We start from the raw sequence: 13,257 nt of genomic DNA on the forward strand, positions 1-13,257 counted from the left end.
GGGACTGTCAGGGCTCTACGGGGCGGGCGGTGAGGCGGTCGCCGTCGACGACGACGGCGCCGGTCTCCGGGTCGAGGCGGGGGGCCGGCTGCGGCTTGCCGTCGCGCTTGACGATGCCGACCTGCCGCCCGTCGGGCAGGACGATCCAGCCGCCGTCGATCTCGGCGCCACGGACCTCGGTGGTCGCGCGGTACAGACCGGACGGCTTCTTCGCCCTGGCGGCGGTGAAGTCCCGCGGCTGATCGCCGACCTCGACCGTGCCGGTGACCGCGTTGCCGGCGAGCGTGCCCTCCAGCTTCGCGCCCTTCTTGCCGGTCAGCCGCATGGAGCCGTCGTCCTCGACGTCGCCCTTGAGCCAGGACTCCGCGTCGCGGCCGTTGCAGTAGTACGCGATGGCCTTGTCGTCACGGATCGAGAGGGAGATCGCGGCGGCGTCGTCGGCCGTGCGGCCCGCGTACTCGGACTTGCCCGCCGGCCTCTTCGAGGGACTCTTCGACGGGCTCTCGGAGGGTGCGGGCGTGCTCTTGGTGGGCTTCGCGGAGGTGGGCGCGGGTGATGCCGCGCCGCCGGGCGAATCTCCTCCGTACGACGTGTTGCCCTCCCCTGTCGTCGCGTTGAGCGACAGCATGAACAGGGCGAGCAGCAGTCCCCCCAGAAGCGTGTACAGCGGTCCCGAGCGCTTCATGCGGCCTCCCCCGAGGCGTGGGCCGTGACGGCTCCTCCATGCAAGCGGACCCGTGCCTCGGCGTCCATAGTTGAACGGCCACCAATCGGGCCAAGTGGCGACAGGGGGCGATTCGGGTGACATTGGCAGGGTCTGAGGCCTGCGCCCCTCGGTGCGCGGGACCGGCCACACACTCGAAAGGCGTGACCATGGCGGGCAACGATCTGGGAAGCCTTCTCGGCGGTCTCCTCGGCGGCGGCCAGAAGGACCAGGGAGACCTGGGGGCCTCCCACGGCGGCAACATCCTCGGCTCGCTCCTCGGCGGCCTCCTGGGCGGCGGAGCAGGCGGAGCAAGCGGCGCGAACGGCGGCCAAGGGGGCTCCGTGGGCAGCAATCCGCTGGGCGGCCTCCTCGACATGATCACGAAGTCGGGCCTGGTCAGCCAGGACCAGCTCGACTCCTGGGTGGGCAAGGGCGACAACCAGCCGCTGAGCCCGGACCACGTCAAACAGGCCGTCCCCGACGCGACCCTGGAGAAGGTCGCCGAGGAAGCGGGCGTCAGCCGTGACGAGGCCGCGGACCAGATCGCGCGGCAGCTGCCGCAGGCCGTCGACCAGCTGACCCCGGCAGGGCAGGTCCCGTCCGGCTCGCTGGAGGACATCATCAAGGACCAACGGCTCTGACTCCTCCGTGACCATCCGGTGAGGCACGCGGCGGCCGTCTCGGCAGACGGGCGCCGCGCACTCGTCCCCCGGGCGCTGACTACCCTTGGTCCGCACAGCAGTCGTAGACACGCGAGCGAGGAGCAGCACAGTGGCGGTACGAGCGGTCCGGGGCGCCGTCCAACTGGAGCGGGACGCGGCCGACCACATGGACGAGCAGGTCAGCGAGCTGCTCACCGCCATCCTCGAGCGGAACGCGCTGACCCAGGAGGACCTGATCAGCATCTGGTTCACCGCGACGCCCGATCTGCACAGCGACTTCCCCGCGGCGGCCGCGCGCAAGCTCGGCATCGTGGACGTCCCGCTGATCTGCGCGCAGGAGCTGCAGATCGACGGCGCCATGCCCCGGGTCGTCCGCGTCCTCGCGCACATAGAGTCCCCCAAGCCCCGCGCCGAGATCACGCACGTGTACCTCGGTGCCGCGGCCACCCTGCGCAAGGACATCGCCCAGTGAGAACCGCCCTCGTCATCGGCACCGGCCTGATCGGCACCTCCGCCGCCCTGGCCCTCGTATCGCGCGGCGTGACCGTGCACCTCGCCGACCACGACCCCGGCCAGGCCCGCACGGCGGCCGCGCTCGGCGCCGGGACCGACGAAGCGCCCCAGGGGCGGGTCGACCTGTGCGTCGTCGCCGTGCCGCCCGCGCACGTCGCCGCCACGCTGGCCGACGTCATGCGGCGCGACGCGGCCCGCGGCTACCTCGACGTGGCGAGCGTCAAGGGCGGCCCCCGCCGTGAGCTCGAGGCGCTCGGTATCGACCTCACCCCGTACATCGGCACGCACCCCATGTCGGGGCGCGAGCGCAGCGGCCCGCTCGCCGGCACCGCGGACCTCTTCGAGGGGCGGCCCTGGGTCCTCACGCCCACCCGCGACACCGACACCGAGGTCCTCAACCTCGCCCTGGAGCTCGTCGCCCTCTGCCGTGCCGTGCCGGTCGTCATGGACGCCGACGCGCACGACCGCGCGGTCGCGCTCGTCTCGCACATGCCGCACCTGGTCTCCAGCATGGTCGCCGCCCGCCTGGAGAACGCCGAGGAGACGGCGGTGCGCCTGTGCGGCCAGGGCATCCGTGACGTCACGCGCATCGCCGCGTCGGACCCGCGGATGTGGATCGACATCCTCTCGGCCAACCCGGGTCCCGTCGCCGACCTGCTGTCCGCCGTCGCCACCGATCTCGACGAGACGGTGACGGCGCTGCGTGCGCTGCAGTCGGCGGACGACGCGAAGCGGCGCGAGGGCGCCGCGGGCGTCGAGAGCGTCCTGCGGCGCGGGAACGCCGGACAGATCCGGGTGCCCGGCAAGCACGGCGCCGCCCCGACCGCGTACGAGGTCGTCGCGGTGCTCATCAACGACCAGCCGGGACAGCTGGCCAGGATCTTCGCCGACGCCGAGCGGGCCGGGGTGAACATCGAGGACGTCCGCATCGAGCACGCCACCGGGCAGCAGGCGGGCCACGTGCAGCTCCTGGTGGAGCCGAAGGCCGTGCCGGTGCTCGCGGCGGCGCTGCGGGAGCGGGGCTGGGCGATCCGGCAGTGAAGGCCCGGGGCATCCGGCAGTAAGAGGTGCGCGCGGGAGCCAGTAACCTTGTGCGGGGCGTGTCCGCGCCCCGCTACCCCGCCCCCGCGTCCTGAGAGAGGTTTCGCACCCCGTGGAAACCGTGGAAACCGCCGGCCCGGCGCCCGCAGCAGTGATCGTCGCCATCGACGGGCCCTCCGGCACGGGCAAGTCGAGCACCTCCAAGGCCGTCGCCGCCCAGCTGGGCCTCAGCTACCTGGACACCGGCGCCCAGTACCGCGCGATCACGTGGTGGATGGTGCACAACGGCATCGAGCTGACGGACCCGACCGCCATCGCCGCGGTCGCGGGCAAGCCCGAGATCATCTCCGGCACCGACCCGCTCGCCCCGACCATCACGGTCGACGGCACGGACGTCGCGGGGCCGATCCGCACCACCGAGGTCACCTCGAAGGTCAGCGCCGTCAGCGCCGTCCCCGAGGTGCGTGCCCGCATCACGGAGCTGCAGCGCACCATCGCCGCCTCCGCCGAGAAGGGCATCGTCGTCGAGGGGCGTGACATCGGTACGACCGTCCTGCCCGACGCCGACCTGAAGATCTTCCTCACGGCCTCGCCCGAGGCCCGCGCCGCCCGCCGCAGCGGCGAGCTCAAGGGCGCCGACGTCGCCGCGACGCGTGAGGCGCTCATCAAGCGGGACGCGGCCGACTCCAGCCGCAAGACGTCCCCGCTGGCCAAGGCGGGCGACGCCGTCGAGGTGGACACCACCGAGCTCACGCTGCAGCAGGTCATCGAGTGCGTCGTCACCCTCGTCGAGGAGAAGCGGGCGGCGAAGTGACCGCGGCGCCGTCGGAACGGGGTGCGGAGGTCGGCCGCCGCATCGGCGTCGGCCTCATGTACGGCCTGTGGAAGCCCCGCGTCCTCGGCGCCTGGAAGGTTCCCGTGACCGGCCCGGTGATCCTGGCCGTCAACCACTCCCACAACGTCGACGGCCCGATGGTGATGGGCACGGCACCGAGGCCGACGCACTTCCTCATCAAGAAGGAAGCCTTCATAGGCCCCCTGGACCGCTTCCTGCGCGGCATCGGGCAGGTGAAGGTGGACCGTGAGATCGCCGACCGCACGGCGATCACCCAGGCCCTCGGTGTGCTCGACGACGGCGGCGTCCTCGGGATCTTCCCCGAGGGCACACGCGGCGAGGGCGACTTCGCCTCGCTGCGCGCAGGCCTCGCCTACTTCGCCGTACGCAGCGGGGCGCCGATCGTCCCGGTGGCGGTGCTGGGAAGCACGGAGAAGCGCGGACGGTTGTGGAAGGGGCTGCCCCCGCTGCGGAGCAGGGTCGACGTCATCTTCGGCGACCCCTTCGAGGCGGGCGACGACAGCGGACGGCGTACGCGCAAGGCCCTCGACGAGGCGACCGTGCGCATCCAGGAGCGGCTCACCGCGCACCTGGCCGACGCCAGGCGCCTGACCGGGCGCTGAGCGAGACTTTCAGTAGTGGACCGTCGCGAGAGGGTCCACCGATCACGAATACGACAGAGGTACGGACTTCATGAACGACCAGATCCAGCCCGAAGGCTCGGCTGAACACGAGCACGGGGCGCTTGGCGACGCCGAGTACGCGGAGTTCATGGAGCTCGCCGCGGAGGAAGGCTTCGACCCCGAGGACGTCGAGGGCGCGATCGGCGACGCGGGCCACGGCCCGCTGCCCGCCCTCGCGGTCATCGGCCGCCCGAACGTCGGCAAGTCGACCCTCGTCAACCGCATCATCGGCCGCCGCGAGGCCGTCGTGGAGGACCGCCCCGGCGTGACCCGCGACCGCGTGACGTACGAGGCGGAGTGGGCGGGCCGCCGCTTCAAGCTCGTCGACACCGGCGGCTGGGAGCAGGACGTCCTCGGCATCGACGCGTCCGTGGCCGCCCAGGCGGAGTACGCGATCGAGGCCGCCGACGCGGTCGTCTTCGTCGTGGACGCCACGACCGGCGCCACCGACACGGACGAAGCCGTCGTGCGCCTCCTGCGCAAGTCCGGCAAGCCCGTCGTCCTGTGCGCCAACAAGGTCGACGGCCCCTCCGGCGAGGCCGACGCCACCGCCCTGTGGGCCCTTGGCCTCGGCGAGCCGTACCCCGTCTCCGCGCTGCACGGCCGCGGTACGGGCGACATGCTGGACGCCGTCCTGGAGGCGCTGCCCGAGGCGCCCGAGCAGTCCTTCGGCGGCGGCATCGGCGGCCCGCGGCGCATCGCGCTCATCGGCCGTCCGAACGTCGGCAAGTCGTCGCTGCTCAACAAGGTGGCGAACGAGAACCGCGTGGTCGTCAACGAGATCGCGGGCACCACCCGTGACCCGGTCGACGAGCTCATCGAACTCGGCGGCGTCGTCTGGAAGTTCGTGGACACCGCGGGCATCCGCAAGCGCGTCCACCTCCAGCAGGGTGCCGACTACTACGCCTCCCTGCGCACGGCGGCCGCCGTCGAGAAGGCGGAGGTCGCGGTCATCCTGATCGACGCCAGCGAGTCGATCAGCGTCCAGGACCAGCGCATCGTCACGATGGCCGTCGAGGCGGGCCGCGCCATCGTCGTCGCGTACAACAAGTGGGACACCCTCGACGAGGAGCGCCGCTACTACCTGGAGCGGGAGATCGAGACCGAGCTCCTCCAGGTCGCGTGGGCCCCCCGGGTGAACGTCTCCGCCGAGACCGGCCGCCACATGGAGAAGCTCGTCCCGGCGATCGAGGCGGCCCTCGCGGGCTGGGAGACGCGCGTCCCGACGGGCCGTCTCAACGCCTTCCTCGGTGAGCTCGTGGCCTCCCACCCGCACCCGATCCGCGGCGGCAAGCAGCCCCGCATCCTCTTCGGCACCCAGGCGGGCACGAAGCCGCCGCGGTTCGTGCTGTTCTCCTCGGGCTTCATCGAGCACGGCTACCGCCGCTTCGTGGAGCGCAGGCTCCGTGAGGAGTTCGGCTTCGAGGGCACGCCGATCCACATCTCGGTGCGCGTGCGCGAGAAGCGCGGCCGCAAGAAGTAGCCACGGATGGACCAACGGGCCGGGCCCCGCCTTCGGAGAGAAGGCGGGGCCCGGCCCGTTGCTGGTGGTGCGGGTGACGCGGTGGTGGCTCAGAGCCCCCGGCGTGGCCCCGGCGGCAGCGCCGCCGGGAACTGCTGGTGCACCGTGCCGTGCTGCTCGTGGCCGTAGCGGCTGACGTGCAGCTGGCTGAAGGTGTGGTGCCGCGGGTCGAGCCGGTCACCCACCCGGTGCATGCCGTAGGGCGCGGAGCCGAACGACGTGAACCCCAGATCCTCCTCGCCGGTCCGGTCTCCCGGGAGGGCCTTGAACGACCTGCGGTACTCCAAGTAGAGCGCGTCGTAGATCGGTGTGGCCGAGTGGTCGCCCCCCGCGTCCTGCGCCGAGCGCATGGACGGGATGGGGGTCTGGTATGCCGGGCGGGGGCGGGAGGGGTCGTATGTGTGCACGTATGTGCCAACGACCCCGTGCGCGCAGGGATGCGGGGGCCGCGCCGCTTTCACGGGGCGTGACGGCGGCGCGGCCCGCACGGGCTCAGGTGCCCGCGAGCGGCATCGAGGCCGCGACCAGACGTCCGTGCGTCGCCGCCTTGTCCAGGGCGCCGCGCAGCAGGTCCTCGCGGGGCTGGCGGCCGATGGAGCCGACCGGCGCCGCGAACAGGAGCACCGACTGCAGCTTGTTCGCCGCGGACCGCCACGCCTCGGTGACCTGGAGCGGGTGGTGGGCCTGCCACCAGGCGACGGGTGAGCCGCCGCCCGCGCCGGGCTGGAGCACCGCGTGCAGCTGGCCCGCGGCGAGCAGCACCGACCAGCCGTGCAGCACGGGGGGCACGTCGTCCAGCGAGGCCGCCGGCGTGAATCCCTGCTCGATCAGGAGCTGCAGGAAGTCGTCGCCACCGCCGGGGGCGGACCCCGGGCGGGCGATGGCGCCGGTGGGCTCGACGACGAGGGCGGGATGCAGCTCGCCGTCGATGAGGACGAGACCGCTGGTCACGCCGAGGACCGCCTGGTCGGGCACTCCTTCGGCGGGGCCGGGTCCCGCGACACCGGCGAGGCCGGTGCCCTCCTCGCCGGTGATCGAGCGCACGGCACCCTGCAGCTGCTCCTCGGAGACCTGGACGATCTGGGAGGGCAGGCAGGTGGCGTGCGCGAAGGCGAGTACGGCGGTCTCGTCGCCGATGAACAGGACGGTGCTGGTGCGTTCCTGCTCCGTGTCGCCCGGGGTCCGGCAGGACGTGCAGTCGTAACTGCCCGGGGCGTTCTCTCCGGCGAGCAGCCGGTCTGCTTCTTCGTCGCCGATCTCGGCGCGTACGTCGTCGCCGACGTCGAGCATGCGCGGCACGGGGGGCTCCTCGGACTCGTTGCGTGCGGACCGGGGGTGCCCGGCTCATAAGAAGACAACGGGCGATCAGTGGCGCAAGTCACGCGCGAAGGCGAACGGAATCGAACCATCCGCAGCGGAGGGTGAGTTGCCCGACCAGATCCGTCACTCCGCGCCAACATCTGCCGCTTACAGGCAAGTTGCACCGGTGAGCTGGGTCACAGATCACCATGCCGACAGGTCGACAAATAATGAAATCAGGTAATTAAGTGGCTGGCTTGAATTGGCTGCTACTTCGGGTAACGGCCAACTGGCCTGGAATGACAAGGAGTTGGTTGATATCGGGGCGAGGAGGCACCTAGATTCCACCGCCGTGTGCAGCGAGCACCGCTCGGGTACGTCCGCCGGCCGCACCAGACAGCCAGCTCGAGCACCACGGCACGAACGTGCCGAACTCCGGCGGACGGGGTGCGCGGGCCTCCGGCGCCAGATGCGCGCGGAGGTCCGGGGCACCTGGGGGACCCCGGGTCCTTCGAGAGGGAAATTCATGTCCGCACGTCCCAAGTGCGTTCGCAGGACAGCAGTGATCGGCGGAGCGGCGTTGCTCGCCCCGCTGGGACTGCTCACCGCCACCGGCCAGGCCGGAGCGGCGGACAGCGGAGTGTGGGATCGCATCGCACAGTGCGAGAGCGGCGGAAACTGGAGCATCAACACCGGGAACGGCTACTACGGAGGGCTTCAGTTCTCCGCGTCCACCTGGCGGGCGTACGGCGGAGGCGCCTACGCGGCGACCGCCGACAAGGCGTCCAAGGCGCAGCAGATCGCTGTCGCCACGAAGGTCCAGCGCGCCCAGGGGTGGGGCGCTTGGCCCAGCTGCTCGGCGCGGGCGGGTGCGTCCGGCAGCGCGCCGGGGGCGGCAGCCGCTCCGGCGGCGCCCAAGGCGGCCAAGGCTCCGCAGGCCCCCAAGGCGGCCGAGCGGCCGTCCGCGCAGCCGCAGAACCGTGTGCCGAGTCATGCAGGCCGGGGATCCGGGCGCGGTGACTACACCGTTCGGCAGGGGGACACCCTCAGCCGGATCGCGGCCGCGCACGGCGTCAGCTGGCAGAAGGTGTACTCCGCCAACAAGGCGGTCATCGGCGGGAATCCGAACGTGATCCTGCCCGGCCAGCGGCTCGACCTCTGAGTTCCGGCCCTTCGGGGCGTGGTCTTACCCGCTCATCCGACCGGGTGGGGCCACGCCCGTGGCGGCGCGGCACGGCTCCTTGCCGCGGTGGCGCTGCCTAGCTTGGGCGGATGCATCCGATGCCGATCAAGAGTCTTCGGTCGCTGTGGCCCGCCGGTCTGGTCATCGCCGCTGTCACCTCACTGCTGCTGCCCGCGTCCGCGACCGCGCACGCCGCTCCTGCTCCTGCTCCGGCCGCGCCCCTGCCGGGGGCCGGAGCCGCCGTCGGGGCGCTCGACTGCTCCCGGAGCGGGGGGCCCTGGGACTGCCTCGCGCACTGCGAGAGCACCGGCCGGTGGCATGTGAACACCGGGAACGGCTTCTACGGAGGGCTGCAGTTCCGGCAGTCCACCTGGGAGGAGCACGGCGGGCTCAAGTACGCGCCGCGTGCCGATCTCGCCACCAAGAAGGAGCAGATCAAGGTCGCCGAGGCCGTGGTGCGCAACCAGGGGTGGAATGCCTGGCCCGTCTGCTCCAAGAAGATCCCCAAGGAGATCCGGGACGGCTACTTCGTCGTGCACGTCGTGAAGGCGGGGGAGACGCTGAGCTCCATCGCGCGGCGGTACGAGGTGCGGGGCGGCTGGCAAGCTCTGTATCGAGCCAATCGCAAGGCGGTGGGAAGCGAGCCTGACCGGCTGGGTGTCGGTACCAGGCTGGTCATCCCGGGGAAGTCCCCGGCGAAGCCCGCGAAGCCCGCCAAGCCGGCGAACCCCGGGGAGACTGCGAAGCCCGGGGGGACGGCCAGGCCTTCGGAGCCCGCGAAGCCTGCCGAGCCGGACGAGCCCGTGGAGAGCTCCGCGCCCGCGAAGCCCTCGAAGACGGCCGCGCCTTCGGAGTCCGCGTCGCCGTCGGAGCCCCCGAAGCCGTCAGAGACTCCCGAGCCCTCGAAGGCCGCCCAGACCGGAGGGACCGGCGGGGCCGACGAGCCTGCCGCCGCGAGCCCTGAGCCCGTCAGGACCGCCTCCGGCGGCTGAGTTCGGTCGCCTCGCCGCTGAACACGACCTCGCCACGGCGTAGTTCGTGCACCACCACTGCCGCCTGGCCCGCGTGTCCGCGCAGGCCGGGCGGCAGGCGTTGTTCGGCGGTCAGGACGCAGGCGTGCGCGCTCAGGCCCACCAGGAGGTCGTAGGTACGTGACGCGACGGAGGTGGACATTCCCTGGGTGGGTTCGTCGATGAGGATCACCCGGGCGTGGGTCGTGAGGAGGGCGCGGGAGAGCGCCAGCATGCGTTGCTCGCCGCCGGAGAGGGTGCCTGCGCGGCGGTGGAGGAGGGGGCGTAGTTCGGGGTACGCGTCCAGGGCCGGGGTGAGGTCGGGGGCGGCCTCGGGGCCTGCAAGGCCGAGGTTCTCGCTGACCGTGAGGTGGCTGAACACGGCAGGTCCGTCCGGTACGAAGCACAGGCCCCGCGTCGCGCGTTCGTGGGCGGTGAGCCGGGTGACGTCCGCGCCGTCCCAGGTGACGGCCCCGGAGGTGAGGCGCGCCGTGCCTGCCAGGGCACGCAGGGCCGTGGTGCGGCCCGAGCCGTTGCGGCCCAGGAGGACGGTGAGGCCGGGGGCGGGGGCGGCGAGGGTCACGCCGTGCAGTGCTTCGAGGGGGCCGTAGCGGACCCGGGCCGCGTGGAGTTCGATGCCGGTTCTCATGGTGTCGCCCTGTGGAGGACTTCGGTCGGGGGCCCCGAGGTGACGATGCGGCCCGCCGCCATGACGTGCACGGTGTCGGCCAGGTCCGCGATGAGGTCGATGTCGTGCTCGACCACCAGGAGGGCCATGCCGTCGGCGGCCAGGGCGCGCAGGACGCGGGCGAGTGCGGCCACCTCGGCGGTGTCCAGGCCTGCCGCCGGTTCGTCCAGGAGGAGGGTGTGGGGGCGGCCCGCGAGGGCGCGGGCCACTTCCACGCGCCTGAGGGTGCCGGTGGGGAGGTCCGCGGCGGGGTGATGACGGATCGCGGGGTGGTGGAGAGAGAGGAGACGCAGGGCTTGGACGGTGGCGGACGGAAACCCTGCCTGATCCGCTCCGACTTGAACGTTCTCCGTAACGCTCAGGGACGGAAACACCGCCAACTGCTGAAACGTACGGGCCAGACCGAGGCGGGTCCGGGCGTGGGCGGGGGTGCGGGTGATGTCCCTGCCACCGAGGGTGATGCGTCCCGTGGCGGGACGAAGGGTGCCGGCCAGGCAGTGGAAGAGGGTGCTTTTGCCTGCGCCATTGGGTCCTATGACGGCGGTGACATGGCCTGGGGTCACGGAAAGGGTCACGCCATCGAGGGCGGTGAACCCGTCGTCGTAGGTGGCGGTGATGTGGTGGGCGGTGAGGGTGCGTGGGCAGTTGCCGAGAGGGCGTCGCGGGGACGGGCCCGCCTCGCCGCGCCCGTCCTCACCGCCGGCGGGCGGCGGCGAGCCTCCTTCGACTCCGAAGCGCCGCGGACCGTGCTCAGGCCCCCCATCCCGAACCGCCCCTTCCGGCGGCACCGACGCCTGCGCTCCGGCGCCACTCTCACGGCTTGTCTGCTCGCGGCGGGGTGGCCGACCGGGCGGCTGGGTGGGGTTTGCTCGCCAGGGGAGTCGGCGGGACAGGGCTGCTATCGCGCCGCTGTGGGCTGGTCCCGGTTTCGCTGCCGTGGGGGTGCTTTCACGGCCCGTCTGCCCCCCGCGGGGTGGCCGTTCAGACGATCGGGTGAGGCTTGCCCGCCAGGGGAGTAGTCGGGTGAGGGCCGTCAGCGCCCCGCTGGAAGCCGGTGCCGGTCCCGGTTCCGATGTTGCGGGGGTGTTCTCGCGGCCCGTCTGCTCGGCGTCGGGGGGTCGGCCGGGCCGTTGGGTGTGGGGCGGCAGTGGTTTGCTGGGGGGCGGGCTCAGTCGGTTGGGTGTGGGTTTCCGTTTGTTGTGGGGGGAGCGGGTGGGTGGGAGGGAGGGGGTGTTCGTGGGGGTCGTGTTGCGGGGGGTCTGAGGGAGTGGGGGTAGTGAGGTTCGGGTTCGGGTGCCCAAGGGGGTCAAGGTGGGGTGGCGGGTCAGGTGGGTCGTGAGGGAACGTAGCGCCTCGTAGGGGCCGCCCGGGAAGCGGCCCGTCAGGACTGCCAGGACGCCGATCAGGGCGGCGGCCACCCCGCCCCGCGTGCCCGCGTCCAGGCCCACCAGGAGTGCCGCCGCCAGCAGGGCCCCGAGGAGGCTGTCGGCGCCGAGGACCACCACCGCCGCGAACCACAGGAGCCCGCGCACGGGGTCGTACGCGGCGGGGTCGAAGGCCCGTAACCCCATGCCCAGCATCCCGCCCCCCAGAGCGGCGAGACCCGCGCCGGCCACGAACGCCGTCAGCTTCAGGCCGCGTACCGGCACCCCCGCGGCCGACGCCCCCGCCTCGTGATCCCGCATCGCGGCGAGGGCCCGCCCCATGCGGCCCCGGCGCATGCCGGCCGCGAAGAGCAATGCCGCGGCGAGGAGGAGCAGTTCGAGGACGTAGTACGCGCGGTCGTTGTCGAATCCCGCCGGGCGGTCCAGGGCCAGGCCCGACGTCGCGTACGGCTGGGCGAAGACGAAGCGGCTGACGCCCACGCCGACCGCGAACGTCGCCAGGGCGAGCGCGAGGCCCCGGCGGCTGATCGCGGGCCAGCCGGTGAGGAGGCCGAGGGGGGCCACCAGGAGGACGGCCACGGCCAGGGCCGGGAGGTGGGGGAGCTCGGGCAGGCCCGGGAAGCGGCCCGAAGCGAGAAGTGCCGTGAAGAGCGCGCCCAGACCCGCGTACGCCGCCTGCCCCAGGGAGATCTGGCCGCTCCGGCCGGTGACGACCACCAGGGAGAGGAGGACGACGGCTAGGGCGGGGACCTGCACCGACGTCGTCAGGTCCGGGCCCGCGAAGCCCAGGGGGATGAGGAAGAGGACCGCGGCCACGATCCACGCGCCCGGGGGCGTGGGGACACGCGCCGTCGCTGTGCGAGGGAGCGTGCTGTGCGAGCCGATGCCCGGCAGGACGAGGGCCGCGACGAGGAGAGCGAGGACGAAGAGGTTCGCTCCCAGGGACTGCAGGAGGGGCTCCGCCCAGCCCGACGGATGCAGGCGCGTCAACTGGCTCTGCGCCACGCCGAGTCCGAGCGCCACCGTGATCGCGACGGACAGGCTCCGCATACGGGCCGCCACCGCCACCGCCACGACCTCCATCACCAGGAGCGGCATGCCGTAGGGGTCGAGGCGTACGAAGGGAGCGAGCAGTACGCCGGTGAGCCCCGCTGTGAAGGCGCCGAACGCCCAGCCCGCCGAAGCCACCCGGTCCGCGTCGATGCCGCTGAGGACCGCGAGGGGACGGTTGTCGACCACGGCCCGCAGCTCGCTGCCGAAGCGGGTCCAGCGGGTCACCGCCCAGACCAGCAGAGCGAGGACCACCGTCACCGCCAACTGCACCCAGGGGTCCGCCGACACGAGGGTGGGCGCGTCCGCCTTCGCTCCCGGCCCCCAGACCAGCGCCGCGCCGCCGACCAGCAGGACGAAGACGCCGATGGACGCCACCAGGGTCTGGGCCGGGTCGCTGCCCAGGATCGACAGGGGCCGGAAGACCGCCTTCTCCAGGAGCAGGCCGATGGCCGGGGCGATCAGGAGGAGCGTGACCGCGGCGGCCAGGGGCAGCGGCCAGTTCCACTCCACCGTCAGCTGGCGCAGGACGTACGCGCAGATCATGGCGATCGCGCCGTGCGCGAAGTTGAGGACACCGGTCGCGCGGTACGTGACGATCAGGCCGATGCCGGTGAGGGCCGCCGCGCTGCCGACCGCGAGCCCGGCCAGCGTCAGGTCGTAGCTCAGGGAGGCCACCG

13 protein-coding genes are annotated in these 13,257 nt (G+C 72.6%); 8 read left to right on the forward strand and 5 right to left on the reverse strand.

Annotation, left to right across the window (positions count from 1 at the left end; genetic code table 11):
* Positions 1–7: 7 nt before the first annotated feature.
* A complete protein-coding gene (locus AB0M70_RS16765; RefSeq protein ID WP_365820729.1) occupies positions 8–685 on the reverse strand; it encodes a hypothetical protein in 678 nt (225 codons plus the stop codon).
* Between the two features lie 188 nt (positions 686–873).
* Between AB0M70_RS16765 and AB0M70_RS16770 the strand changes: the two genes are divergently transcribed.
* From AB0M70_RS16770 to der, 6 genes are all read left to right on the forward strand, one after another.
* Positions 874–1,347 (forward strand): YidB family protein, encoded by a 474-nt coding sequence (locus AB0M70_RS16770; protein ID WP_365820730.1) that lies wholly within the window; start codon positions 874–876, stop codon positions 1,345–1,347.
* Positions 1,348–1,477: 130 nt separating this feature from the next.
* The gene (gene aroH / locus AB0M70_RS16775) at positions 1,478–1,840 is read left to right on the forward strand and encodes a chorismate mutase (RefSeq protein ID WP_363210717.1); all 363 of its coding nucleotides are present in this window, start codon (positions 1,478–1,480) and stop codon (positions 1,838–1,840) included.
* Positions 1,837–2,922 carry a prephenate dehydrogenase gene (locus tag AB0M70_RS16780; RefSeq protein WP_365820731.1) on the forward strand — a complete coding sequence of 362 codons (1,086 nt, stop codon included), beginning with the start codon at positions 1,837–1,839 and terminating at the stop codon, positions 2,920–2,922. The genes aroH and AB0M70_RS16780 overlap by 4 nt, the downstream gene beginning before the upstream one ends.
* Positions 2,923–3,043: 121 nt before the next feature.
* Positions 3,044–3,736: a (d)CMP kinase gene (gene cmk, locus AB0M70_RS16785; RefSeq protein ID WP_363211132.1), complete on the forward strand. Its 693-nt coding sequence runs from the start codon at positions 3,044–3,046 to the stop codon at positions 3,734–3,736.
* Positions 3,694–4,380, forward strand: coding sequence for a lysophospholipid acyltransferase family protein (locus AB0M70_RS16790; RefSeq protein WP_363210719.1), 687 nt, complete (start codon positions 3,694–3,696; stop codon positions 4,378–4,380). The genes cmk and AB0M70_RS16790 overlap by 43 nt, the downstream gene beginning before the upstream one ends.
* A gap of 70 nt (positions 4,381–4,450) precedes the next feature.
* Positions 4,451–5,923, forward strand: coding sequence for a ribosome biogenesis GTPase Der (gene der, locus AB0M70_RS16795; RefSeq protein ID WP_365820732.1), 1,473 nt, complete (start codon positions 4,451–4,453; stop codon positions 5,921–5,923).
* Positions 5,924–6,012: 89 nt separating this feature from the next.
* Here der and AB0M70_RS16800 read toward each other — a convergent pair whose 3' ends face one another.
* Together AB0M70_RS16800 and AB0M70_RS16805 are read right to left on the reverse strand one after the other, a co-directional pair.
* Positions 6,013–6,312 carry a hypothetical protein gene (locus AB0M70_RS16800; protein ID WP_365820733.1) on the reverse strand — a complete coding sequence of 100 codons (300 nt, stop codon included), beginning with the start codon at positions 6,310–6,312 and terminating at the stop codon, positions 6,013–6,015.
* A gap of 142 nt (positions 6,313–6,454) precedes the next feature.
* Entirely contained in the window at positions 6,455–7,261 is an 807-nt protein-coding gene (locus AB0M70_RS16805) for a hypothetical protein (protein ID WP_365820734.1), read from the reverse strand.
* 526 nt (positions 7,262–7,787) lie between these two features.
* Here AB0M70_RS16805 and AB0M70_RS16810 point away from each other — a divergent pair.
* Both AB0M70_RS16810 and AB0M70_RS16815 read left to right on the forward strand, forming a co-directional pair.
* Complete coding sequence (locus AB0M70_RS16810) at positions 7,788–8,423, forward strand: transglycosylase family protein (protein ID WP_365820735.1); 636 nt, start codon at positions 7,788–7,790, stop codon at positions 8,421–8,423.
* A gap of 119 nt (positions 8,424–8,542) precedes the next feature.
* Positions 8,543–9,436: a transglycosylase family protein gene (locus tag AB0M70_RS16815; RefSeq protein WP_365820736.1), complete on the forward strand. Its 894-nt coding sequence runs from the start codon at positions 8,543–8,545 to the stop codon at positions 9,434–9,436.
* Here AB0M70_RS16815 and AB0M70_RS16820 read toward each other — a convergent pair.
* Together AB0M70_RS16820 and AB0M70_RS16825 are read right to left on the reverse strand one after the other, a co-directional pair.
* Positions 9,414–10,103 carry an ATP-binding cassette domain-containing protein gene (locus tag AB0M70_RS16820; protein ID WP_365820737.1) on the reverse strand — a complete coding sequence of 230 codons (690 nt, stop codon included), beginning with the start codon at positions 10,101–10,103 and terminating at the stop codon, positions 9,414–9,416. The genes AB0M70_RS16815 and AB0M70_RS16820 overlap by 23 nt on opposite strands.
* Entirely contained in the window at positions 10,100–13,255 is a 3,156-nt protein-coding gene (locus AB0M70_RS16825) for an ATP-binding cassette domain-containing protein (RefSeq protein ID WP_365820738.1), read from the reverse strand. The genes AB0M70_RS16820 and AB0M70_RS16825 overlap by 4 nt, the downstream gene beginning before the upstream one ends.
* Positions 13,256–13,257: the final 2 nt, after the last annotated feature.

The sequence above is a fragment of the Streptomyces sp. NPDC051214 genome (genome assembly GCF_040682375.1).
In the GTDB taxonomy this organism is placed as follows: Bacteria; Actinomycetota; Actinomycetes; order Streptomycetales; family Streptomycetaceae; genus Streptomyces.